This window comes from Alphaproteobacteria bacterium, from assembly GCA_019635875.1.
Classification (GTDB): Bacteria; Pseudomonadota; Alphaproteobacteria; order Reyranellales; family Reyranellaceae; genus JAFAZJ01.
Map to the genome: position 1 here is coordinate 72,637 of JAHBYP010000010.1, position 21,926 is coordinate 94,562.

Sequence of the window (21,926 nt, forward strand, 5' to 3'; positions counted from 1 at the left end):
GAAGGTATTTTACTGCGGCTTCAGCCCCGCGGCGTCGGCGACCTTCTTCCACTTCACGGTCTCGCTGGCGATGTGCCTGGTCAGCGCCGCGCTGTCGCCGATGATCGGCGCGCAGCCGGCGTCCTTGATGCGCTTCTCGACCTCGGGCGAGCCGACCGCCTTGACGATCTCGTCGCTGAGCTTCTTGACGATCTCCGCCGGCATGCCGGCCGGTCCCGAGACGTACCACCACGGCGCCGCGTCGTAGCCCGGCACACCCTGCTCGGCGATGGTCGGCACGTCGGGCAGCGCGAACCAGCGCTTGGCCGTCGATACGCCCAGCGCGCGCAGCTTGCCGGTCCTGGTGTGCGGGATGTAGGCCGGCAGGTTGTCCATGGTGGCGGGGATGTTGCCGGCCAGCAGGTCCTGCAGCACCAGCGAGCTGCCGCGATAGACGATGTGCTCGAGCTTCATGCCGGTCAGCGCCTGCAGGTACTCCATCGCCAGGTGCCCGGTGCCGCCGATCGCCGGCGAGCCGTAGTTCATCTGGCCGGGCTTGGCCTTCACCATGGCGATGTATTCCTGCACCGTCCTGGCCGGCACGTCGGGATGCACCACCAGCACGTTGGCGACCTCGCCGACCAGCGCGATGTTGGTGAAGGCGGTCGCCGTGTCGAACGGCATGTTCTTGTAGAGGAACTGGTTGGTGACCGCCGAGCCCACCGTGCCGAGCAGCAGCGTGTAGCCGTCGGGCGCCGCCTTGGCGACGAGGTCGGAACCGAGATTGCCGCCGGCGCCGGTCTTGTTGTCGACGATGACCTGCGTGTTCCACGCCTTCGACAGATGGTCGGCCACGATGCGGCCGAGGATGTCGGTGGCGCCGCCGGGCGCGAAGGCGACGATGATGCGGATCTGCTTGCTCGGGTAGGTGCCCTGGGCCAGCGCCGGCGCGGCGAGCAGGCTCGCGGTGCCGGCCATCAGCGCGCGGCGGCGGGTCAGAAACGGACTCGATGGTACACTACGCATGGGACGCCCTCGGTTACTGTTGTCACCCTAGCATGTGTCGCAACGCGGGGTTTCGCAGGGCGCAAGCGGCGCCCTGTTGTCGCACCGCGTTTCGCGCGATAAGCCGATGCGACAGCTGGAGGATCGACCATGGCCGGCAAGACGGTGCGCATCGGCGGCAGCTCGGGATTCTGGGGCGACACCGAGACGGCGCCCGGCCAGCTCGTGCGCCACGGCCGCATCGACTACCTGGTCAACGACTATCTCGCCGAAGTCACCATGTCGATCATGGCGGCGCAGAAGATGAAGAACCCGCTGGCCGGCTACGCCACCGACTTCGTCACCGCCGTCATGGCGCCGCTGGCGAAGGAGATCGCCGACCGCAAGATCAAGGTCGTGACCAATGCCGGCGGCGTCAATCCGCAGGCGTGCGCCGAGGCCGTGCGCAAGGCCTGCGAGGCGGCCGGCGTGACGCTGAAGGTCGCCGTCGTCATGGGCGACGACCTGATGGGCAGGATCGCGGAGCTGCGCGCGGCGGGCATCACGGAAATGGGCGGCGACGAACCGCTGCCGGCGAAGATCGTCAGCATGAACGCCTATCTCGGCGGCTTCCCGATCGCCCGCGCACTGGCCGAAGGCGCTGACGTCGTGATCACCGGACGCTGCGTCGATTCGGCCGTGACGCTGGGCCCGCTGATCCACGAGTTCGGCTGGACGATGGACGACTACGATCGTCTGTCGGCCGGCACGCTCGCCGGCCACATCCTGGAATGCGGCGCGCAGTGCAACGGCGGCAATTTCACCGATTGGCGCCTGGTGCCGGACTACGACGACATGGGTTTCCCGATCGCCGAGGTCTCGCAAGACGGCTCCTTCGTGCTCAGCAAGCCCGACAAGACCGGCGGGCTGATCACCACGGCTACGGTGGCCGAGCAGATGCTCTACGAGATCGGCGATCCGCGCGCCTATCTCGTGCCCGACGTCGCCTGCGACTTCACCGCCGTGCGCTACGAGCAGCTCGGCAAGGACCGCGTGCGCGTCTCCGGCGCCAGGGGCAGGCCGCCGACCGACCACTACAAGGTCTCCACGACCTGGCCCGACGGCTTCAAGATCGCCTCGATCTTCATGCTCTCGGGCCGCGAGGCGGTGGCCAAGGGCCGCCACAGCGCCGAGTCGATCGTCAAGAAGACGCGCCGCATGTTCCGCGAGAAGAACATGGGCGATTACCGCGAGGTCAGCATCGAGGTGATCGGCGGCGAGGATACCTACGGACCGCACGGCCACGCGCAGGATTCGCGCGAGGTGGTGGTGAAGCTCGCCGCGCGGCATGACCAGCGCGAGGCGCTGTCCTTGCTGGGCCGCGAGATCGCGCCGATGGCGACCGGCGGCGTGGTCGGCATGTCGGGTTCCTTCGGCGCTGGCCGCGTCTCGCCGCAGCCGGTGATCCGCATGTTCTCCTGCCTTGTCCCGAAGTCGATGGTGCCGGTCAGCGTCGAGATCGACGGCAGGACGATCGCGATGCAGGAGGGCGCGAAAGCCGGCGGCTTCACCGAGGCGCAGCTGCCGGTCGAGCCGCCCGCCGTGCCGTCTAGCGCGGGCAATGCCACCGAGACGGTGCCGCTGATCGCGCTCGCCTATGGCCGCTCGGGCGACAAGGGCGACAACGCCAATATCGGCATCTTCGCGCGCAAGCCCGAGTTCGTGCCGATCCTCGAGTCGGAAGTCACCGAGGAGGCGATGGCGAAGTACTTCGCGCATCGCATCAAGGGCAAGGTGAACCGCTGGCGCCTGCCGGGCATCGGCGGCTTCAACTTCCTGCTGCGCGAGGCGCTGGGCGGCGGCGGCATGGCCTCGATCAAGGCCGATCCGCTGGCCAAGGCCTTCGCCCAGATGGCGCTCGACATGCCGGTGAAGGTGCCGGCAAGCCTGGCGAAGGAGCTGCGGGAAGCCGAGAAGAACGCGGCGTAGGACCTGGCAGATGACCAAGACTTTCACAGTAATTGGCGCCGGCATCGTCGGTGTCTGCTGCGCGCTTCATCTGCAGCGCGAGGGCTTCAAGGTCCGGCTCGTCGAGAAGGGCGAGCCGGGCATGAAGGCCTCGTTCGGCAACTCCGGCTCCTTCGGCACCGCCTCCTGCGTACCCTTCGCCATGCCCGGCGTGCTGAGGAAGGTGCCGAAGATGCTCTTCGACTCCCAGTCGCCGCTGAAGCTGCGCTGGAGTCACCTGCCGTCGGCGCTGCCCTGGTTCCTGCGCTTCATCGCCAATGCGCGTCGCGCGCGCGTCGAGGCCAATGCCGCCGCGCGCAGCAGCCTGCTGGTGCACACCCACGCCGGCTACGCGCCGCTGATCGAGGGCGCCGATGCCGGCCAGTGGGTCGACCACAACGGCCTGATGATGGTGTTCGAGAGCGAGGCCGCCTTCGACGGCGCGGCCTACGCGCTCGACCTGCGCCGCCGCAACGGCGTGCACATGGACATCCTCGACGGCAACGAGGCGCGGCAGATGGAGCCGGCGCTCTCGAAGAGCGTGGTCAAGGCGGTGTCGCTGCCCGATGTCAGCCGCACCATCGATCCGTTCCGGCTCACCGACTCGCTGGCGAAGGACTTCGTGCGGCGCGGCGGCGAGATCGTGCAGGCCGAGGTCAAGGGCTTCGAGATCGGCGCCGCGGGGCCGACGACGCTCCTCACCGATCGCGGTGCGTTCGACGTCGATCAGGTGGTGATCGCCGCCGGAGTCTGGTCGCGGCGGCTGGCGAAGCAGCTCGGCACCGCGGTGCCGCTGGAGGCCGAGCGCGGCTACCACGTGATGTTCGCCGACCAGGATTTCGCGCTCAAGCGCGCCCTGATCTCGGCCGACCGCAACGTCGCGATCTCCCACATGCACGAGGGCATCCGCGCCACCGGCGTGGCCGAGTTCGCCGCACCCGATGCGCCGCCCGACATGCGCATCGCCGATCGGGTGAAGCGCCACGCCATGGCGCTGCTGCCCGGGCTGGCGGGCGAGCCGGCGTCGAAATGGATGGGGCCGCGTCCCTCGCATCCCGATTCGAAGCCGGTGATCGGCCGCTCGCCGCGCCACGGCAACGTCTTCTTCGCCTTCGGCCACGACCATCTCGGGCTCACCATGGCCGGCATCACCGGCAAGCTGATCGCCGAGCTGGCCACAGGCAAGCCGACCACCGTCGACCTCGCGCCGTTCCGGCCCGACCGTTTCTGAGAGCGCGAGCCATGAGCACCATCGCCCGAGGCGGCAAGGCGATCTACGGCGCGCCGCTGGGCATCCTGATGCTGGAGGCACGCTTCCCGCGCATTCCCGGCGACATGGGCAACGCCACGACCTGGCCGTTTCCCGTGCTCTACAAGGTCGTGCGCGGCGCCAGTCCCGAGAAAGTCGTGTTGAAGGGCGCCGAGGGGTTGCTGCCGGATTTCCTCGAGGCCGCTGCCGAGCTGGTGTCGCTCGGCGCCGAGGCGATCACCACCAATTGCGGCTTCCTCTCGCTGTTCCAGCGCGAGCTGGCGGCGCATGTGAGCGTCCCGGTTGCCACCAGCGCGCTGATCCAGGTGCCCTGGGTGCAGGCGACACTGCCGCCCGGCAAGCGGGTCGGTGTCGTCACTGTCAGCGGCTCGTCGCTGACGCCGCGACACCTCGAAGCCGCCGGCGTGCCGCTCGACACGCCGTTGGCCGGCACCGAGCGCGGGCGCGAGTTCTTCCGCACGCTGATCCTCGGCGAGAAGGAAGACATGGACGTCGCGCGCGCCGAGCAGGATATCCTCGAGGCGGGACGCGCGCTGATGCAGTCGCATCCCGACATCGGCGCCATCGTGCTGGAGTGCACCAACATGCCGCCCTATGCCGCCGCCCTGCGCGAGGCCTTGGGCGTGCCGATCTACGATATCTACTCGCTGATCAGCTGGTTCCACGCCGGCATCCGGCCGCGGCGGTTCTCATGATCCCTTCCCCCGGAGGGGGAAGGTGCCCGAAGGGCGGAAGGGGGATGTCGAAGACGGACACCTTGTGTGTTGAGGCATCTCCCATCCGGCGCTGCGCGCCACCTTCCCCCTCCGGGGGAAAGGAAGGCTATACCCCCTCGGTCTCGCGGCTGGCGGCCTTGCGCTCGACGCGCTTGATCAGCTTGTCGGGCCGGCGCTTCTCGGCGGTCTTGAACAACGAGAAGGTGCGGCGCACGAAGTTGGTCACCGCTTCGGCGCCGTTGGCGAACTCGCTGAGCTCGGGCGTCCATTCGGCCTCGACCAGGCGCACCGGCCGCGTCGGGTCGTCGGTCTCGAAGCGCAGCAGGAACCACGGCTCGCCGCGCTTGAGGATCAGCGGCTTGGTCGTGTCCCACCATTCGAAGGCCCACATCATCACCCGCGGCCAGATGTGGATCGGCAGGCGGCCGCCGATGAAGACGCCGGGAACCGGCGGGTCGCGGTAGGTCAGGTAGGGCGGCAGCTGGTTCATCCAGCAGACATCGTCGGCGACGAAGTAGTAGGGCGTCGAGATCTGGATCACCGGCCGCTGCGGATGGCGCCACTGGCCGGCGCCGTTGAGATGCACCAGCTTCGACAGGTGCTGGCCGGTGATGGCGCTTTGCGGACCGTCAAGGTTCTGCAGCGCCGGCTTGCCCTCCTTGTCGCGCACCAGGCGGATCGACAGGTCGATCGGGCAGGGCACGACGAAATGGCGGCTCTCGTAGTCGACCACGGCGGGGCAGTTCTGCACCGCCTTGGCCGTGCGCGGGTCCTGGTTGTCGGCGCGGCGGAACTGGCGCGGCTCCTCCCAGATGAAGCCGGCCTGCTGCGCCTTGAGCAGCCAGCCGACCTCGACGACGCGGCTCTTGCGCGGCGGTTCGGGGGTCTTGTTGATGTAGTGCAGCATGCGTGCAGTTTGCCGCAACTTCGTGCTTTACGCGAGCCTGAAGGCCTTGAGGGCTGCCGCGGCGATCGATTCTCCCCATTCCTGGACGAAGTGCCCGGCCTCGGCGACCGCCATCGGCGGCGGGCAGCCGCGAATGGATTCGCGCAGGCGCGCCATCACCGGCGAGCCGAGCACGGGGTCCTTCATGCCCACGGCCATAATGCTCTCGCCCGCCCATTCGCGCGACCACCACTGCCGCGCCCGTCGTGATATCGCGGCGCCGTCGGCGTCGGGATGGTCACAGACAAGGTTGGGGAAGCGCCGCACGCCGGCCTTGCAGGCGGCGTCGGGGAAGGGCGCGTCGTAGGCGGCCGCCTCGGCGTCGCTCAGATGCGGGCAGGCGCGCTTGAGCAGCGCGCCGATCGCCATGTCGGGCCGGCTGTTGCTGAAGGCGCGCCAGTCGAGGAACGCCTGGGGCAGCGGCTCGTCGCCGGTCGCCAGCATGGTGTTCATCACCAGCAGCCGCGTAAAGCGCCCAGGCATGTCGGGCGGCAGGGTCAGCCCCAGGAGACCGCCCCAGTCCTGGCAGACCAGCACGATGTTGCTCAGGTCGAGCCGCTCTATGAACGCGACCAGCGACGCGCGGTGGAAGCTGAATGTGTAGGCGGCCTCGTCGGCCGGCTTGTCCGAGCGGCCGAAGCCGAACAGGTCCGGCGCCACGACGCGGTGCCCGGCGGCGGCGAAGACCGGGATCATCCGCCGGTAGAGGTAGCTCCAGGTCGGCTGTCCGTGCAGGCAGAGAAAGGTGGTCTGCGCGTCAAGCGGGCCCTCGTCGAGAAAGTGCATCCGCAGGCCGTCGATCTCGAGGTAGCGCGGCGCGAAGGCATAGCCCGGCAGGTCGGCGAAGCGGTCGTCGGGCGTGCGCAGGGCGGTGGGCATGTGGCTCCTGCCGGGCAAAGGGCTTACAAGTCAGGCCACTATGGCCCAGCCCCCGGCGAAGTCCACGGACCGCACCGAGCGCGAGAAGCGCCTCGCCGATGCCCTGCGTCAGAACCTGCGCCGCCGCAAGGCGCAGGCCCGGGCGCGGCAGGAGGCCGGGACTGGCGAACCGCCGGCGCAGAAGCCGAAGAAGTAGCGCCATCGTCGCTGTGTGCCGCTTGTGACGGCTTGGACGGTAGTTTCCCCCTTCTTTCTGTTGAGAGAGGGGGGCCGCCGCGCCAGGCGGGCGCGGCAAGGGGCGCGGGCGATCCTTCGCCCGCTCAGCCAGCAAATCGCCCGGAAAGTTCATCCAAGCTGTCACAGCCGTCACAGCCGTCACGGGGCGGGAACAATCTGCCGGGCCGGGGGTCTCCTGGATCCATTCGCGCCCAGCAAGCCATGGAAAAGGCCCTCCGTCGATTTCCACCCCTACGGTTGTCGGAAAGGGTGGGAAAGTGTCGATGCCATGCGGAAAAGTCCCGCCACCAATGTTGTCGGAAACGCGACCGATTTGCCTGAGTTTTACCTTCCCCCGGAGGGGGAAGGTGCCCGAAGGGCGGATGGGGGCTGTCGAAGGCGGACGCCGGTTTCGTTGAAGCATCCCCCATCCGTCGCGCTGCGCGCGCCACCTTCCCCCTCCGGGGGAAGGGAAGTCCGAGGAGATCCATGTTCGATCGCCCTGCCCTTGCCAGGAGACGGTGACGGAAGACATTGAGCCGGGGGCGCGGCAGGGTTAGAACCGGCCCACCGGGCGAGCCCCTTCCGCCGCGGTCAAGACGGGGTGCGAGATGGCGATCATGTCGGATCGGTGGATCCGTCGCATGGCGACCGAGCATGGCATGATCGAGCCGTTCGTCGATGCGCAGAAGCGCGCCGGCGTGATCTCCTTCGGCCTGTCGTCCTACGGCTACGACGCGCGCGTCGGGCCGGAGTTCAAGATCTTCACCAACGTCAACTCCGCCGTGGTCGATCCCAAGGAGTTCAGCGACGCCAGCTTCGTCGATCGCACGACCGACATCTGCGTCATCCCGCCCAACTCCTTCGCGCTGGCGCGCACGGTCGAATACTTCCGGATTCCCCGTGACACGCTGGTGATCTGCGTCGGCAAGTCGACCTACGCGCGCTGCGGCATCATCGTCAACGTCACGCCGCTCGAACCCGAGTGGGAGGGGCACGTCACGCTGGAGTTCTCCAACACCACGCCGCTGCCCGCCCGCATCTACGCCAACGAGGGCGCGGCGCAGTTCCTCTTCCTGCAGGGCAACGAGCCCTGCGAGACGTCCTATCGCGATCGCGCCGGCAAGTATCAGGGCCAGCGCGGCGTGACCCTGCCGCGCATCTGAGGCGGAGGCGACGATGGACCGGATCCGCATCCGCGGCGGCGCACAGCTCAAGGGCGCCATCCGCGTCTCGGGCTCGAAGAACGCCGCGCTGCCGCTGATGGTCGCCTCGCTGCTGACCGACCAGCCGCTGACCTTGAAGAACGTGCCGCGGCTTGCCGACATCGACACGATGATCAGGCTGCTGGAGCAGCACGGCACCGAGGTCGGCTGCGCGCCGGGCGAGAACGGCCACAGCCGCGCCACGACGCTCAAGCTGACCACGCGCGACATCGCCTCGACCACCGCGCCCTACGACATCGTGCGCAAGATGCGCGCGTCGGTGCTGGTGCTCGGTCCGCTGGTCGCGCGCTGCGGCGAGGCGCGGGTGTCGCTGCCCGGCGGCTGCGCCATCGGCACGCGGCCGGTCGACCTGCACATCGCCGGCCTGCAGGCGATGGGTGCCACCATCGAGATCGACGGCGGCTACATCGTCGCGCGCGCGCCCGGCGGCCTGCGCGGCGCCAAGTACGTCTTCCCCAAGGTCTCGGTCGGCGCCACCGAGAACCTGCTGATGGCCGCGTGCCTGGCCAGGGGCGTCACCACGCTCGACAACGCCGCGCGCGAGCCGGAGATCACCGATCTCGCCGAATGCCTGGTGGCAATGGGGGCGAAGATCACCGGCATCGGCACCGAGACCCTGCACATCGAGGGCGTCGATGCGCTGCACGCGGCCGAGCACACGGTGATCCCCGACCGCATCGAGACCGGCACCTACGCCATGGCCGTGGCCGTGACGGCGGGCGACGTCGAGCTGGTCAACGGCCGCATCGACCTGCTCGACAGCGCCGTCGCCAAATTGCGCGAGGCCGGGGTCGAGTTCACGCCGACGGCAACCGGCTTTCGCGTCGCGCGTTGCAATGGGGCGCTGCACGGCGTCGACGTGATGACCGAACCCTATCCCGGCTTCCCCACCGACCTTCAGGCCCAGTTCATGGCGCTGATGACGCGCGGCGAGGGCGCCTCGATGATCACCGAGACGATCTTCGAGAACCGCTTCATGCATGTGCCCGAGCTCACCCGCATGGGCGCCAACATCAACATCCACGGCGCCTCGGCCATGGTGCGCGGCGTGCCCAGGCTGCGCGGCGCCGAGGTGATGGCCACCGACCTGCGCGCCTCCGTCTCGCTCGCCATCGCCGCGCTGTCGGCCACGGGCGACACCGTGCTGCACCGCGTCTACCACCTCGACCGCGGCTACGAGCGGCTCGAGGAGAAGCTCGCCGCCTGCGGCGCCGACATCGAGCGCCTGAAGTGAGCCAGCGCCTGAAGCTCAAGGCGCTCGACGCCGAGGATCTCCAGGTCGTGTCCGCCGCGCTGCAGGACTCGCTGGTGGCGGTGCGCGACATCGCCTGGATGGCGCAGGAGAAGCAGTTCGCCTTGGTCGCCAACCGCTTCCGCTGGGAGGCGCTGCCCGACGACAACGGCGCCTGGTCGCGCTGCCACAGCATCCTGGGCTTCGCCGAGGTAAGTGCCGTGCGCCACGCCGACATGCCGCTGTCGGAGCCCGACCGCATCCTCGGCCTGCTGGCGATCGAGAGCGAGGAGGCCGAGGGCGGCGGCGTCATCATCCGCCTGCGCTTCGCCGATGGCCGCATGATCCGCCTGGAGGCGTCGCGCCTGCTCTGCCACATCGAGGATGTCGGCGAGCCCTGGCCGACGCGCTTCCGGCCGGATCATCCGCTGGCGGATGCAACATCCTGATTCTTCTACCTTCCCCGGAGGGGGAAGGTGGCGCGGAGCGACGGAAGGGGGATGTCGAAGACGAACGGCGGTGTCGTTGGGACATCCCCCATCCGCCCTTCGGGCACCTTCCCCCCTCCGGGGGAAGGGTTGGGCGCCCTTGTCGGCTCCTTTCGCATGTGCGAAACCGCCTGCCCGCCCGGGAGTGCCTGACGTGACCATGCAGACCGGGGGCGTCGCCGCCCCCGCCAACGACAAGCTGATCCTGGCCTTGCCCAAGGGACGTATCCTGGGCGAGGCGGCTCCGTTGCTGCGTGAAGCCGGCATCCATCCCGAGCCTGCCTTCGACGACCCCGACTCGCGCCTGCTGCGCTTTACCACCAACATCGACGACCTCGACGTCATCCGGGTGCGCAGCTTCGACGTCGCCACCTTCGTCGCCTTCGGCGCGGCGCATCTGGGCGTCTGCGGCTCCGACGTGCTGATGGAGTTCGACTTCCCGGAGATCTACGCCCCGGTCGATCTGGGTATCGGCAAGTGCCGCCTGGCGGTGGCCGAGCCGGCGGAGATGGCCGGCTCGGACGATCCCAGGAGATGGAGTCATATCCGCATCGCCACCAAGTACCCCGAGGTGACCCAACGGCACTTCGCGGCGCGTGGCGTGCAGGCGGAATGCATCAAGCTCAGCGGCGCGATGGAGCTGGCGCCGAGTCTGGGGCTCAGCCATCGCATCGTCGACCTCGTCGCCAGCGGCAAGACCCTGCGCGACAACGGCCTGGTCGAGATCGAGCACATCACCGACGTGACCTCGCGCTTCATCGTCAACCGCGCCGCGCTCAAGACGCGGCCGGAGCGCGTGAGCCACTGGATCGAGCGCTTCCGCGATGTCGCCCAGGCAGCCTGAAGCGTCGGGCCCGCTGCGGCTCGATACCGGGGCGGCGGAATTCGAGACCGCCTTCGCCGCCTTCCTCGCCAGGGACCGCGATAGCGGTGCCGATGTCGACGGCGTGGTGCGCGACATCGTCGCCGACGTGCGCCGCCGCGGCGATCAGGCGGTGATCGAGTACACCCAGCGCTTCGATCGCCTGACCCTGACGCCGCAATCCCTGCGCTTCTCGCAGCAGGAGATTGCGAAGGCGATTGCCGCCGTGCCGGCCGAGCGGCGCGAGGCCATCGCCTTCGCCGCCCGACGCATCGAGGCCTATCACCGCAAGCTCCTGCCGCAGGATGTCGACTTCACCGACGAGGCGGGCGTGCGGCTGGGCGCGCGCTTCACGCCGATCGACGCGGTGGGCCTCTACGTGCCCGGCGGCAAGGCGGCTTATCCGTCGTCGGTGCTGATGAACGCCGTGCCGGCCAGGGTGGCGGGCGTGCCGCGCATCGCCATGGTCGTGCCGACGCCCGACGGCGCGCTCGACCCTCTGGTGCTGTGTGCCGCCGAGGCCGCCGGCATCGACGAGATCTATCGCGTCGGCGGCGCGCAGGCGGTGGCGGCGCTGGCGTGGGGCACCGCGAGCATCGCGCCGGTCGACAAGATCGTCGGGCCCGGCAACGCCTATGTCGCGGCCGCCAAGCGCCAGGTCTTCGGCAGGGTCGGCATCGACCTGATCGCCGGCCCGTCGGAGATCCTGGTGATCGCCGATGGCCAGAACGATCCGGGCTGGATCGCCGCCGACCTGCTGTCTCAGGCCGAGCACGACGAGGCGGCGCAGTCGATCCTGATCACCGACGATGCCGCCTTCGCCGCCGCCGTCTGCCGCGCCGTCGAGAGCGAGCTCAAGGCGCTGGCCACCGGCGCGCGCGCGCGGGCGAGCTGGACCGGCAACGGCGCGGTGATCCTGGTGCCCTCGCTGCTCGACGCCGCGCCGCTCGCCGACCGCATCGCCGCCGAGCATATCGAGCTGTGCATGGAGCCTGCTCCGGCGGCCGAGCTGCTGAGGCGCATCCGCCACGCCGGCGCGATCTTCGTCGGGCGGCATACGCCGGAAGCCATCGGCGACTACGTCGCCGGCACCAACCACGTGCTGCCGACCTCGCGCACGGCGCGCTTCTCCTCGGGGCTGGGCGTGTCGGACTTCCTCAAGCGCACCTCGATCGTCTCGTGCGACGCCGCCTCGCTCGCCCGCCTTGCGCCGGCGGCGATGACGCTGGCGGAGGCCGAGGGCCTGCCGGCGCATGGCCGCTCGGTGTCGATCCGCACCAACCGCTCGCCGTCGTCCTGAGCGCTGCGAAGGACCTTGCGGTGGTACGGCCAAACACAGCCGAGATACTTTGGGACCGCCGGCGGTCCCAGGGGCTGTCGTGAGTCCCTCGCGCACCGACCTTGTCGTCGACATCGAGCTCGACGACGAGTCGATCCAGTACCGCTCGTCCGAAGCGGAGCACGAGCGCAAGGTCGCGATCTTCGACCTGCTCGAGGGCAACTCGTTCAAGCTGGTGGGTGCCAGGGGACCCTACCGCCTGCGCCTGGCGATCCACGAGAACCGCCTGGTGCTCGACGTCCGCACGGCCAGGGACGGCGGCAAGCTGCGCGACATCGTCCTGTCGCTCACCCCGTTCCGCAAGGTCGTGAAGGACTACTTCATGATCTGCGAGAGCTACTACGACGCCATCAAGCGACTGAGCCCGTCGCAGATCGAGGCGCTCGACATGGGGCGCCGCGGCCTGCACAACGAAGGCTCCGAGCTCCTGCGCGAGCGCCTCGCCGGCAAGATCGAGGTCGACCACGACACGGCGCGCCGGCTGTTCACGCTGATCTGCGCGCTGCACGTCAGGGCCTGAGGCCGGGGATGGCGAAGGGCGAGCTTCCCGACAGCGTGCTCTTCGCCTGCACCCACAACGCCGTGCGTTCGCCGATGGCCGAGGCGCTGGCCAAGCGACTCTACGGCATGCGGGCCTATTTCGACTCCGCCGGCGTGCAGGCCGGCGAGGTCGATCCCTTCGTGCTCGTCGTGCTCGACGAGATGGGCGTCGATCTGCACCGCCACAACGTGAAGACCCTGGAAGACGTCGACCCCGGCGAGTTCGACCTGATCGTCACGCTCTCGCCCGAGGCGCATCACGCCGCCCTCGAGCTGACCCGCGACGTGGCGACGGCGGTCGAGTACTGGCCGACTTCCGATCCCAGCGCCGTGGAGGGCGGCCGCGAGATCCGCCTGCACGCCTATCGCGGCATGCGCGACGCCCTGATGATGCGCATGCGCGGCCGCTTCGGCGCCACCGGCTGGGTCCAGGTCTAGTGAAGTAGCGCTGTCGTCCCGAGCGCAGCGAGGGACGACAGTTTGCTTCAGCCAGGCCAGCCGCCGCCGTCTTGACTCGGCGCGGCGCCGGTAGCAATTTTTCGCGCGATCGATTGCTTGCCCGGACTGCTGTATGGCCAAGGAAGACCTGATCGAATTCGCCGGCACGGTGAGCGAACTGCTGCCCAACGCGACCTTTCGCGTGAAACTCGACAACGACCACGAGATCCTCGCCCACACCTCGGGCAAGATGCGCAAGAATCGCATCCGCGTGCTGACGGGCGATCGCGTCCAGGTCGAGATGACCCCCTACGATCTCACCAAGGGACGGATCGTTTTCCGTTTCAAGTGAGGCCCGCGCGCTGTAGGGATGGCGCGCATGTCCCTGTCCTGTCCTCTTGTCCTGGCGTCCGCGTCGCCGCGTCGTCTCGAGCTGTTGCGCCAGATCGGCATCGAGCCGGTGCGCATCGCGCCGGCCGATGTCGACGAGACGCCGGCCCGCCGCGAGCTGCCGCTCGCCTATGCGCGGCGCATGGCGCGGGCCAAGGCGGCGGCGGTGGTCAGCGCCGGCGACATCGTGCTCGCCGCCGACACCGTCGTCGCCTGCGGCCGGCGCATCCTGCCCAAGGCCGATACGGCGCAGGCGGCGCGCGCCTGCCTCGACCTGCTGTCGGGCCGCCGCCATCGCGTGCTGGGCGCGGTCTGCGTCGTGGCGCCCGACGGCACGCGGCGCGAACGCCTGGTGGCGAGCGTGGTGCGCTTCAAGCGGCTGAGCCCGGCGGAGATCGAGTCCTACCTGTCGTCCGGAGAATGGAGCGGCAAGGCCGGCGGCTACGCCATCCAGGGACGGGCGGCGGGCTTCGTCTCCTTTCTGTCGGGTTCCTACAGCAATGTCGTGGGATTGCCGTTGTTCGAGGTCACGCAGATGTTGCGCGCCGGAGGCTGGCTGAGATGAGTGGCGTCGACCGGGTGGTCTGTCACGAGGGCGAAGCGGCGACCATCATCGCCTCGCTGGCCGGCGCGCGCCTGCTCGACGTCGCGGTGCGTCCGCGCGGCCGGCCCGATTTCGAGGGCGCGATCGTCCTGGGTCGCGTCGAACGCTACTCGCCCGAGCTCGACGCCGCTTTCGTCGACATCGGCCAGGCGCGCGGCGGCTTCCTGCGTCGCCTCGACATGGTGGGCTTCGAGGATGGCCGCCCGCCGCCGGCGGGCATGCCGCTGCTGGTCCAGGTCTCGCGCGATCCGACCGAGGACAAGGGCGCACGACTGACGATGAATCTCGGCCTGGTCGGGCGCTTCGTCGTCTTCAAGCCCTACGAGCAGGGCCTCGCCTTCTCGCGACGCATCGAGGACGACGCCTCGCGCGGACGCCTGGCGGCGGCGATGGCCAATGCCGGCGCCGGCGAGGAGGGCGGCTATACCGTGCGCACCGCGGCGGCGACGGTGGCGCCCGAAGCGGTGGCGCGCGAGGCGCAGGGACTGACGGCGCGCTGGGAGTCGCTGCGCACGCGCGCGCTCGCCTCGACGCCGCCCACGACCCTGCATGCCGAGCCGCATCCGCTGCTGCGGGTGCAGCGCGACCATGGCGGTACCTTGGCCGAGATCGTGGTCGACGATCGCAATCTCGGCCTTCGCCTGCGCCAGGCGATCGACAGCGCCGGCGACCGCACCAATCTGCGCGTGGTCGAGAGCGGCGATGGCGCGGTGCTCGATTCCTTCGACATCGCCGGCCAGATCGAGACGGCGCTGGCGCCGCGCATCGCGCTGGCCTCGGGCGTCGAGCTGCTGTTCGAGCCGGGCCAGACCTTGTGCGCCGTCGATGTCGATACCGGCTCGGCCGGCGCGCGCCAGGGACAGGGGCCGCGCACGCCGTTGCAGGCCAACCTCGAGGCGGTCGACGAGATTGCCCGTCAGCTGCGATTGCGCAACATCGGCGGCATCATCGTCGTCGACTTCATCGACATGCGTGGCCCGCACGACCGCAACCAGCTCCAGGCGGCAATGGCGGCCCGGCTTGCCGAAGACCCGGTGCCGACCCAAGTGGTGGGCATGACACGGTTGGGACTGATGGAGATCACGCGGGCGCGGCGCGGTGCCCCCCTGGCGCGGGCGCTGGGCGAAGCCGGCATGCTCGAGGGCGAAGGCCGATGACGCGTGATCGTCCGCGCCTGCGGCTGGTCGGCGCCAATGCCGCCTGCACGATATGCGGCAAGCCGGTGGACGCGAAATACCAGCCCTTCTGCTCCAAGCGCTGCGCCGATATCGATCTCGGGCGCTGGTTCAAGGAGGACTATCGCGTCGAGACCGACGAAGCGCCCGGCGAGCGCGATCCGGAAGAACGATAGGGCGGCGAGTGGCCCCTGTAGCGCAGCGAGGGATCCAGGGAAGCTGCCTGTTCGTCGCGCCCGGTCAGGGGCGGCAACCGAAGCCGGAGAGTTGCTGGCGCATCTGGTTGCCGTAGTCGCGGCAGGAGCGCGCCAGGGCGGCACGGCCATCGCTGTTGTCCGCCATCGACCGCCAGCCCGAACGCATCTGCTCGAGCGCCGCCTGGAAGATCGGCATCGCCTCCGGGGGGATCGGGGCCGCCCGCATGCAGGCGGCGAACCACACGATGAAGTCATCGCAGTCGCGCACGCCAGTGCGGTCCTGCGCCGCGGCGGGCGAGGCGGCGATCAGCGTCGCCAAGGCTGCGATGGCGAGGAGACGCATGGCGGGCTCCGACAGGATCGCCGACACTATGCCTCATTTTGCGAGCGAGCGCACGCTCATTTTTGCGATGGTCAGCGCTGGCTATCCTGATCCGACGGCTTTGACTAGGGTCGGTGCGCATGCCGGCAATCGCTGCGACGACGAAAACCGAGGGCAATCTGTCTGATGAGGATGAGCAGGGGCGGGCTCCGGAAACAACTCGCGATCGAGTGGAACAAGGGCAGGGTCGCCCGCAAGGCGAGGAAGGAGATCGGCTCCGCTTGCGGCGTCCGGATTGTCGCCCGCCATGACGGGTCCGACACCCACCACCTCGGCTTCTCTCTCGACCGCTCCGGACTGGCGCTCTCGGTGCATGCTTCAAGGCTCGTCGGCGAGGTGTGGCCCACGATGTGCCGCGTGAGTGCCATGGCCGTCGTGCTGTCGCGCTGTCGAGCGGGCATCTCAGGCGTCGCCGAGTTCTCCGACTCCGAAGCATCGGGCCCGGGGATCGTCGGCTTCTGCAGCAATCTGCCCGACAGCATCCTTGTTCCCGATGTCGACTTCGTGCTGAGCGGCGGTTACGCCGCCGAACGGGCCGCGGGAGCGCGAGCGCGGCCCTTCGCCGAGCGGCGCGATGTGGTCCTGTGGCGCGGCTCGACGACCGGGCAGGGCCGGATCTGGGCCGAGGACATGACGGCCGACACGCCGGGTCTCAGCCTGCGCGCGCGGATGTGCCTGATGCTGCGCGACGTGCCCGGCTGCGACGCCAGGTTCGCGACCATCCTGCCGCCCTGGACCGAGGCCGATGTCGAGAAGGTGCGGGCGGCGGGGATTCTCGGGGAGTACATCGCCAACGCCGCCTGGGCCGACGTCCGCTACCATGTCGCGGTCGACGGCAACTCGCTGGCCTGGTCGAGCACCTTCACGCGTCTGCTTCTGGGCTGCTGCATCTTGAAGCCCGAATCGAGCGGCGGGTACCGGCAATGGTACTCCGACGCGCTTGTGCCGTGGCAGCACTACGTGCCGGTCGCGGCCGATCTGGGCGACCTCAGGGACAAGATCGAGTGGTGCCGCGGCCACGAATCGGAAGCCGCGGCGATCGCGGCGCGCGGCCAGCGGCTCGCCATGGCCATGTCGCTGGCGGGCGAGGTGGCGGCGGCGGCAAGGCGGATCGACGACGCGCGCGAAACGATCCGCTCGATCCTGTCGGCCGACCTCGCGGCGATCATTCCGAATCAGCGGTAGAGCGACGAGCCCGAAGTCGGTGCCGCCCTGTCATCCTCGGGGCCGTCCGCGGCCCCTGTAGCGCAGCGAGGGATCCAGGGAAGCTGCCTGGATCCCTCGCTGCGATCGGGATGACAGGTGGGTCCGATTGACCGCTCGATGCTCCAGGCACGGAGTTCACGCGCCGTTCGCGGTCGAGCGGACCGAATTGATCGGGGCGGCGGCTCGGGTGCGTTCGACGAGCGCGAGAACCTCGGCACTGACGTCGTCCCAGCTGCGCGAGCGAAATTCCGCGGCCACGCGCGCCGTTGCGGCGGCAAGGTAGCCGGGCTCGCAAACCAGCCGCCGGATCTCCGCGAGCCACGCGGCCCCGTCGAGCGGATCGGCGTGGAAGACAAGACCCTGACCGGCTTCCGCGAGCGAGGTGTTGTCCGCGGCCAGGCAGTACTTGCCGAAGGAGAGCGATTCGGTGATCGGCAGCCCCCAGCCCTCGGCCAGGGACGGAAAGATGGTGAAAGCGCAATTCTCGTAGAGCCACGCCAGTTCGGCGTCGGTCGGACTCTCGAAGGTCTTGAGCTTTCGGTCCCACATCAGGCCGTCCTGCGACATCAGTCGCAGGGAGCCGCCGTCGACGCCCTGGCCGGCGAAGACGAGCGTCGGCACGGCATCGCCGATCTGCTGCACGGCGCGGCGCCACAGATGATACGCCCACTGGTGGTTCTTGCGCGGATTGACGCTGGAGACGTACAGGACGAAGCCGTTCGGCTGCAGCCCCACCCGGCTGAGCTCGCTCGATTGCGCGGCTGGCGCGCTGCGTCGCAGATCCGAGCAGAGCGCGACGGGCGTGATGGGCCGGATCGTCACGCCGGTTTCCGCCGCATAGGCGGCGAGGTCGTTCGCGACGTACCGCGAGGTGGTGCATATGCCGTCCGCCAGGCGCAGGACCAGGTCGACATGGCGACGGGCTCGATCGCACTGCGAAGGCGCGTGGAAGAACTCGCGATGCCGGATCGGCAGCAGGTCGTGAATCATGCAGACGAAGCGCAGGTCATGCGAGGCCTTCAGGCGTGCGGTGACATCGAACGGCCAATCGTCCCACCATGTGCTCAGCAGGAGGAGGGTGGCGCCGCTCGAGAGCCTGGCTCTCGGATAGAAGAAGACCGGCCGCCGCGGGCCACCACGGCGCCCGCCCAGCACCTGGAGAAATCGGACCAGACGCTGGCGGTCGCGGCTGAGGCCGAGGCGCTCGAGGACGGCGCGTCGCTGCTGCGTCGTCAGACGCGGCCATTCGGCTGCGACCAGACCATGGACGATGCGGGACAGGTTCGCCCAGGGCGGCGAACGCCTCGCCAGCGGACCGAGGGCACGTGCCAGCGCCAGTCGCAGGCGCGGCATCGACGAGTGGGCGGTCGGCGCATCGCAGGCACCATCGACATCGAGCGAGCCGGTTTCGGCGGGCGTTTCGAACATGCGCTCGAAGTCGATCGGGACGAACCTGTTGCGCTCCCACGCCACCGCCTTGGCGCCACGGGCCACCAGGTATCGCGCGACCTCGTACTCGACGCGCGGGATGCCGGTTCGCTTCTCGTATCGGGTTTCCAGCACCGCGTTGACGACGACGTAGATGGCTGAGGTCAACTCGACTGGCTCCCGTGGCTTCCGATCGGCGTGCCATCGCGGCGGTCCGCCTGGATCAGAAGAAATGGTGCGGGCAATATCCCATCGAAGGCTGTCGACCGCACGGTGGTCGGGCGGGCCGGACTGAGGGTCCCGACGGTCGAAGCCACGCGGGACGTGCCCATTGTCGTGGACTTCAGATCCGAATCAAGCGTGTCCGACGAACGCGTCCGGGACCTGCGGTGACAGCGGTGACAGTCGAGCGCGATTGCCGCCATGACCGCAGCGGAAGCGGCGGCGAGGCGGCAGATGGCGGGTCCCCGACACGGGGACCCGCTCTGCGCTTCTGCCGATGCGCGATCCTATGATCGCTCTGGTTGACCGGCGGAGATCAGAACTTGCAGCCGTAGGCCGACATCGACTGGTTCATCGACTCGGCCGTGCTCTTGCAGCTGGTTTCCAGCGCCGCCTTGCTGTTGGCGTCGGTCGCCGCCGCCTTCCAGGCCGAGCGCATCTGCACGATCGAGTCCTTCACCGATTGCTGCGTCGCCGCCGGCATCTTGGTGACGCAGGCCTCGTACTTCATGAGGAAGTCGTCGCAGGCGGCGACGCCGACCTTCTCCTGCGCCAGCGCAGGCAGGGACAGCAGCGAGACCGCGAGCGAGGCGGCGACCGGACGGATGCGCATTTACACTTCTCCCGAAAACGACAGGCGCACCGGGATGGTGCGCCTGAACAAAGTGTGCGCTCACTTTATGACGCCCGGCTGACGGCGTCAACGTTTTCTACTGCACGGTCAGCGAATACAGCTCGGCGACGTTGTCGTGCAGGATCGCGTCGCGCATGTCGGCGCTCATGTGCGCGGTCTGCTCGGCGATCACCTGCTGGCTGTTGGGCCAGGTCGAATCGCTGTGCGGGAAGTCGCTGGCCCACATCAGGCGGTGGTGGTTCATGTCGCCGGCGAACTTGAAGGCGGTCCAGTCGTCCTGGAACGTCATGTAGATGTTCTCGCGGAAGTACTCGCTCGGCATCTTCGGCAGCTCATTGCCGCGCATCCAGTGCCGGTGCCGTTTGTAGGCGTGGTCCATGCGGTACATGAAATGCGGCGCCCAGCCGGCGTCGGCCTCGACGCAGACGATCTTCAGCCCGGGATGCCGCTCGAAGACGCCGGCGTAGACCAGCATGCCCATGATGTCCTGGTTGCCGCGGATGATCGACAGGAACGAGTTGATGCGCGGCCCGCGGTGCTTCTTGACGCCGTCGCTGCGCGACGTGAGGATGTGGAAGGAAAGCGGCATCCTGAGGTCGACGGCGGCCTCCCAGAACGGATCGTAGATGCGGCTGTCGTAGTCCTCGACGCCGGGATCGCCCGGCAGCATGGCGCCCTTGAAGCCCATCGCCTTGATGCGCCGCAGATCCTCGATGCCTTCCTCGACGGTGCGCATCGCCGTCTGGCCGAGGCCGAAGATGCGTTCCGGCGCTTCGGCGCAATAGGTCTGCAGCCAGCGGTTATAGGCCTCCATGCAGGCGCGCTTGTAGTCGAGATCCTTGTGATTGCAGATCAGCATGCCGACCGAGGGGTAGATCATCTCGGCGGCGACGCCGTCGCGGTCCATGTCGGCCAGGCGTGCCTTGGGATCCCAGCCGGAGCGGTGCAGCCGGTCGAAGTCGGCGCCAATGGTGCTGAGCTCCTCGGCCGGCACGCCGGCGCCCGAGGCCAGCGACACCGGCATCGGCGAGCCCATGCCGGGGATCATGAACACGTCGCCCTTCTCGGTGCCGCGCTGCAGGTAGGGCGCGCGGTCGCGGAACGCCGGATCGATGAAGTCGATGAAGCAATTGGGCGGTTCGGTGATGTGCGAATCGGCGGAGATCGGCCGCTTGGTCATGTCGCTTCCTCGGGTGCCGCTTGCTGTTGGCTGGAATGATCCGTCCGTTCCAGGCGGGCTGTAAACCCGCCCGAACCGCGATGCGGACATGTCAGGCGTGCTCGGAGGGCAGCCTGCCGTCGGCCGACAGCAGCACCGCCACCGGGCGCGTGCTCTCGAAGTTCGACAGCACGATCAGCATCACCACCATGATCGGCACGCACAGGAACATGCCGACCACGCCCCAGATCGATCCCCAGACCATCAGGGAGATGATCACCACCAGCGCCGAGAGGTTCAGCGAGCGGCCCAGCATCGCCGGCTCGACGACATTGGCCATGATGATCTGCAGCGGTCCCACGGTGAACAGCACGATCAGGAAGGGCGTGAGGCTGTCGAACTGCACCAGGGTGAGCAGCGTCGGCGCGATGATCGCCAGGATCGAGCCGATGGTGGGAATGAAGTAGAAGAAGAACATCATCACCGCCCAGAAGCCGGCGAAGTCGACGCCGACGGCGGCCATCAGGACGTACGCCGCTGCCGAGGTCAGCGTGGCGAGCGTGGTCTTGATCCTGATGTAGACGCGGATGTCGCGGCTGATGCGGTCGAGCACCGACAGCATGCGCGCCTCCTGCGCCGGGTCGGTGAACATCAGGGTCAGCTTGCGCCGGAAATTGCCGGCCTCGACGAACAGGAAGCCGGTGTAAACCAGCACGATGCCGGCGACGCTGATCAGGGCCGCCACCGCCGAGGCGACGTCGGCCAGCGTGTCGGCGATGCTGATGCGGCCGACCAGCTCGGCCAGCGAGGGCGGCGGCTCGTCGGACGCCAGGCTCCAGGCCTGGTTGATCAGCTTCTCCAGGCGCACCTGGTAGCTCGGTCCGGCGGCGATGACGGCGGTGACGTTGGCCGTGATCGTGCGGCCCAGAACCCAGAGCAACCCGCCCATCGCCAGGATCGCGGCGGTCAGGGCGACCAGGCGCGGGATCTTGATCTTGAGCCGCGGCGGCCGCTCGATCGCGTCGGCCAGGGCGTCGACCATGTACCAGAGCACCAGGGCGAGGACGAAGGGCAGCAGCAGGCTGCGGCCGACGATCAGCAGATAAACAGTGGCGGCGATGACGATCGTCCAGAGGGCCGCGCGCTGCAGGGTCATGGGATGGAACTATACCAGACCGGCGCTTCGCGCGCGCTGGACAAGGCGGAACGGGTTTTCTATAAGCCGCGGGCCAGCACGCAATGGGCCCAGGTAGCTCAGTTGGTAGAGCATGCGACTGAAAATCGCAGTGTCGGTGGTTCAATTCCGCCCCTGGGCACCATTTTCTCCTTCCTAAATCAATGAGTTGTGATGAGGCGCGTCGAGCCTGCGTTCCGCGCATGGTGCTTGTCACTCCGGCATGACTGCGAT

At 68.7% G+C, this 21,926-nt stretch carries 24 protein-coding genes and 1 tRNA gene; 17 read left to right on the forward strand and 8 right to left on the reverse strand.

Translation table 11 applies throughout. The features are described 5' to 3' along the window. Nucleotides 1–9: 9 nt before the first annotated feature. On the reverse strand, nt 10–1,005 hold the full coding sequence (locus KF889_27065; protein ID MBX3503121.1) for a tripartite tricarboxylate transporter substrate binding protein: 996 nt from the start codon (nt 1,003–1,005) through the stop codon (nt 10–12). A gap of 129 nt (nt 1,006–1,134) precedes the next feature. Here KF889_27065 and KF889_27070 point away from each other — a divergent pair, with 129 nt between their 5' ends. The 3 genes from KF889_27070 to KF889_27080 are packed head-to-tail and all read left to right on the forward strand — an operon-like array spanning nt 1,135 to nt 4,935. Beyond that, on the forward strand, nt 1,135–2,952 hold the full coding sequence (locus KF889_27070) for a DUF1446 domain-containing protein (GenBank protein ID MBX3503122.1): 1,818 nt from the start codon (nt 1,135–1,137) through the stop codon (nt 2,950–2,952). Between the two features lie 10 nt (nt 2,953–2,962). Then, a complete protein-coding gene (locus KF889_27075; GenBank protein ID MBX3503123.1) occupies nt 2,963–4,201 on the forward strand; it encodes an FAD-dependent oxidoreductase in 1,239 nt (412 codons plus the stop codon). Nucleotides 4,202–4,212: 11 nt separating this feature from the next. Beyond that, nucleotides 4,213–4,935, forward strand: coding sequence for an aspartate/glutamate racemase family protein (locus KF889_27080; protein MBX3503124.1), 723 nt, complete (start codon nt 4,213–4,215; stop codon nt 4,933–4,935). A 127-nt stretch (nt 4,936–5,062) separates the two neighbouring features. On the opposite strand, the gene KF889_27085 is transcribed toward KF889_27080, so the two are convergent. Both KF889_27085 and KF889_27090 read right to left on the reverse strand, forming a co-directional pair. Next, complete coding sequence (locus tag KF889_27085; protein ID MBX3503125.1) at nt 5,063–5,863, reverse strand: hypothetical protein; 801 nt, start codon at nt 5,861–5,863, stop codon at nt 5,063–5,065. 27 nt (nt 5,864–5,890) lie between these two features. Continuing rightward, a complete protein-coding gene (locus KF889_27090; protein ID MBX3503126.1) occupies nt 5,891–6,781 on the reverse strand; it encodes an alpha/beta fold hydrolase in 891 nt (296 codons plus the stop codon). 40 nt (nt 6,782–6,821) lie between these two features. On the opposite strand from KF889_27090, the gene KF889_27095 reads away from it, so the two are divergent. The 12 genes from KF889_27095 to yacG all read left to right on the forward strand — a co-directional run bounded on the left by KF889_27095 (nt 6,822) and on the right by yacG (nt 15,466). Then, entirely contained in the window at nt 6,822–6,977 is a 156-nt protein-coding gene (locus tag KF889_27095) for a hypothetical protein (GenBank protein ID MBX3503127.1), read from the forward strand. Between the two features lie 631 nt (nt 6,978–7,608). After that, nucleotides 7,609–8,163, forward strand: coding sequence for a dCTP deaminase (locus KF889_27100; GenBank protein ID MBX3503128.1), 555 nt, complete (start codon nt 7,609–7,611; stop codon nt 8,161–8,163). A gap of 13 nt (nt 8,164–8,176) precedes the next feature. After that, on the forward strand, nt 8,177–9,457 hold the full coding sequence (gene murA / locus KF889_27105) for a UDP-N-acetylglucosamine 1-carboxyvinyltransferase (protein MBX3503129.1): 1,281 nt from the start codon (nt 8,177–8,179) through the stop codon (nt 9,455–9,457). Then, nucleotides 9,454–9,903, forward strand: coding sequence for a DUF2948 family protein (locus tag KF889_27110; GenBank protein MBX3503130.1), 450 nt, complete (start codon nt 9,454–9,456; stop codon nt 9,901–9,903). The genes murA and KF889_27110 overlap by 4 nt, the downstream gene beginning before the upstream one ends. A 199-nt stretch (nt 9,904–10,102) precedes the next feature. Then, nucleotides 10,103–10,786 (forward strand): ATP phosphoribosyltransferase, encoded by a 684-nt coding sequence (locus tag KF889_27115; GenBank protein MBX3503131.1) that lies wholly within the window; start codon nt 10,103–10,105, stop codon nt 10,784–10,786. Next, nucleotides 10,767–12,104: a histidinol dehydrogenase gene (gene hisD / locus KF889_27120; protein MBX3503132.1), complete on the forward strand. Its 1,338-nt coding sequence runs from the start codon at nt 10,767–10,769 to the stop codon at nt 12,102–12,104. Before KF889_27115 ends, hisD begins: the two co-directional genes overlap by 20 nt. Then, on the forward strand, nt 12,058–12,663 hold the full coding sequence (locus KF889_27125; protein MBX3503133.1) for a UPF0262 family protein: 606 nt from the start codon (nt 12,058–12,060) through the stop codon (nt 12,661–12,663). Before hisD ends, KF889_27125 begins: the two co-directional genes overlap by 47 nt. 8 nt (nt 12,664–12,671) lie before the next feature. Continuing rightward, nucleotides 12,672–13,121 carry a low molecular weight phosphatase family protein gene (locus tag KF889_27130; GenBank protein MBX3503134.1) on the forward strand — a complete coding sequence of 150 codons (450 nt, stop codon included), beginning with the start codon at nt 12,672–12,674 and terminating at the stop codon, nt 13,119–13,121. 133 nt (nt 13,122–13,254) lie between these two features. Further along, a complete protein-coding gene (gene infA, locus KF889_27135; protein MBX3503135.1) occupies nt 13,255–13,473 on the forward strand; it encodes a translation initiation factor IF-1 in 219 nt (72 codons plus the stop codon). A 27-nt stretch (nt 13,474–13,500) separates the two neighbouring features. Beyond that, nucleotides 13,501–14,076 carry a septum formation protein Maf gene (gene maf, locus KF889_27140; GenBank protein ID MBX3503136.1) on the forward strand — a complete coding sequence of 192 codons (576 nt, stop codon included), beginning with the start codon at nt 13,501–13,503 and terminating at the stop codon, nt 14,074–14,076. Further along, nucleotides 14,073–15,272 carry a ribonuclease E/G gene (locus KF889_27145; protein MBX3503137.1) on the forward strand — a complete coding sequence of 400 codons (1,200 nt, stop codon included), beginning with the start codon at nt 14,073–14,075 and terminating at the stop codon, nt 15,270–15,272. Before maf ends, KF889_27145 begins: the two co-directional genes overlap by 4 nt. After that, a complete protein-coding gene (yacG, locus tag KF889_27150) occupies nt 15,269–15,466 on the forward strand; it encodes a DNA gyrase inhibitor YacG (GenBank protein MBX3503138.1) in 198 nt (65 codons plus the stop codon). The genes KF889_27145 and yacG overlap by 4 nt, the downstream gene beginning before the upstream one ends. 64 nt (nt 15,467–15,530) lie before the next feature. Here yacG and KF889_27155 read toward each other — a convergent pair whose 3' ends face one another. Further along, nucleotides 15,531–15,830 (reverse strand): hypothetical protein, encoded by a 300-nt coding sequence (locus KF889_27155; GenBank protein ID MBX3503139.1) that lies wholly within the window; start codon nt 15,828–15,830, stop codon nt 15,531–15,533. Nucleotides 15,831–16,226: 396 nt separating this feature from the next. On the opposite strand from KF889_27155, the gene KF889_27160 reads away from it, so the two are divergent. Next, the gene (locus KF889_27160) at nt 16,227–17,054 is read left to right on the forward strand and encodes a hypothetical protein (protein ID MBX3503140.1); all 828 of its coding nucleotides are present in this window, start codon (nt 16,227–16,229) and stop codon (nt 17,052–17,054) included. A gap of 156 nt (nt 17,055–17,210) precedes the next feature. On the opposite strand, the gene KF889_27165 is transcribed toward KF889_27160, so the two are convergent. From KF889_27165 to KF889_27180, 4 genes are all read right to left on the reverse strand, one after another. Continuing rightward, nucleotides 17,211–18,671, reverse strand: a complete 1,461-nt coding sequence (locus KF889_27165; GenBank protein MBX3503141.1) for a glycosyltransferase — start codon at nt 18,669–18,671, stop codon at nt 17,211–17,213. A gap of 370 nt (nt 18,672–19,041) precedes the next feature. Continuing rightward, entirely contained in the window at nt 19,042–19,338 is a 297-nt protein-coding gene (locus KF889_27170) for a hypothetical protein (protein MBX3503142.1), read from the reverse strand. Nucleotides 19,339–19,435: 97 nt separating this feature from the next. Beyond that, entirely contained in the window at nt 19,436–20,539 is a 1,104-nt protein-coding gene (locus tag KF889_27175; GenBank protein MBX3503143.1) for an amidohydrolase, read from the reverse strand. 91 nt (nt 20,540–20,630) lie between these two features. Then, a complete protein-coding gene (locus KF889_27180) occupies nt 20,631–21,674 on the reverse strand; it encodes an AI-2E family transporter (GenBank protein MBX3503144.1) in 1,044 nt (347 codons plus the stop codon). Between the two features lie 87 nt (nt 21,675–21,761). Between KF889_27180 and KF889_27185 the strand changes: the two genes are divergently transcribed. Further along, nucleotides 21,762–21,837, forward strand: a tRNA-Phe gene (locus KF889_27185). Nucleotides 21,838–21,926: the final 89 nt, after the last annotated feature.

Bases quoted from the DNA above. Each gene is read 5' to 3' on its own strand.
- KF889_27065 (MBX3503121.1), bottom strand. From the start codon at position 1,005: ATGCGTAGTGTACCATCGAGTCCGTTTCTGACCCGCCGCCGCGCGCTG.
- KF889_27070 (MBX3503122.1), top strand. From the start codon at position 1,135: ATGGCCGGCAAGACGGTGCGCATCGGCGGCAGCTCGGGATTCTGGGGC.
- KF889_27075 (MBX3503123.1), top strand. From the start codon at position 2,963: ATGACCAAGACTTTCACAGTAATTGGCGCCGGCATCGTCGGTGTCTGC.
- KF889_27080 (MBX3503124.1), top strand. From the start codon at position 4,213: ATGAGCACCATCGCCCGAGGCGGCAAGGCGATCTACGGCGCGCCGCTG.
- KF889_27085 (MBX3503125.1), bottom strand. From the start codon at position 5,863: ATGCTGCACTACATCAACAAGACCCCCGAACCGCCGCGCAAGAGCCGC.
- KF889_27090 (MBX3503126.1), bottom strand. From the start codon at position 6,781: ATGCCCACCGCCCTGCGCACGCCCGACGACCGCTTCGCCGACCTGCCG.
- KF889_27095 (MBX3503127.1), top strand. From the start codon at position 6,822: ATGGCCCAGCCCCCGGCGAAGTCCACGGACCGCACCGAGCGCGAGAAG.
- KF889_27100 (MBX3503128.1), top strand. From the start codon at position 7,609: ATGGCGATCATGTCGGATCGGTGGATCCGTCGCATGGCGACCGAGCAT.
- murA (MBX3503129.1), top strand. From the start codon at position 8,177: ATGGACCGGATCCGCATCCGCGGCGGCGCACAGCTCAAGGGCGCCATC.
- KF889_27115 (MBX3503131.1), top strand. From the start codon at position 10,103: ATGCAGACCGGGGGCGTCGCCGCCCCCGCCAACGACAAGCTGATCCTG.
- hisD (MBX3503132.1), top strand. From the start codon at position 10,767: ATGTCGCCCAGGCAGCCTGAAGCGTCGGGCCCGCTGCGGCTCGATACC.
- KF889_27125 (MBX3503133.1), top strand. From the start codon at position 12,058: ATGGCCGCTCGGTGTCGATCCGCACCAACCGCTCGCCGTCGTCCTGAG.
- KF889_27130 (MBX3503134.1), top strand. From the start codon at position 12,672: ATGGCGAAGGGCGAGCTTCCCGACAGCGTGCTCTTCGCCTGCACCCAC.
- infA (MBX3503135.1), top strand. From the start codon at position 13,255: ATGGCCAAGGAAGACCTGATCGAATTCGCCGGCACGGTGAGCGAACTG.
- maf (MBX3503136.1), top strand. From the start codon at position 13,501: ATGTCCCTGTCCTGTCCTCTTGTCCTGGCGTCCGCGTCGCCGCGTCGT.
- KF889_27145 (MBX3503137.1), top strand. From the start codon at position 14,073: ATGAGTGGCGTCGACCGGGTGGTCTGTCACGAGGGCGAAGCGGCGACC.
- yacG (MBX3503138.1), top strand. From the start codon at position 15,269: ATGACGCGTGATCGTCCGCGCCTGCGGCTGGTCGGCGCCAATGCCGCC.
- KF889_27155 (MBX3503139.1), bottom strand. From the start codon at position 15,830: ATGCGTCTCCTCGCCATCGCAGCCTTGGCGACGCTGATCGCCGCCTCG.
- KF889_27170 (MBX3503142.1), bottom strand. From the start codon at position 19,338: ATGCGCATCCGTCCGGTCGCCGCCTCGCTCGCGGTCTCGCTGCTGTCC.
- KF889_27175 (MBX3503143.1), bottom strand. From the start codon at position 20,539: ATGACCAAGCGGCCGATCTCCGCCGATTCGCACATCACCGAACCGCCC.
- KF889_27180 (MBX3503144.1), bottom strand. From the start codon at position 21,674: ATGACCCTGCAGCGCGCGGCCCTCTGGACGATCGTCATCGCCGCCACT.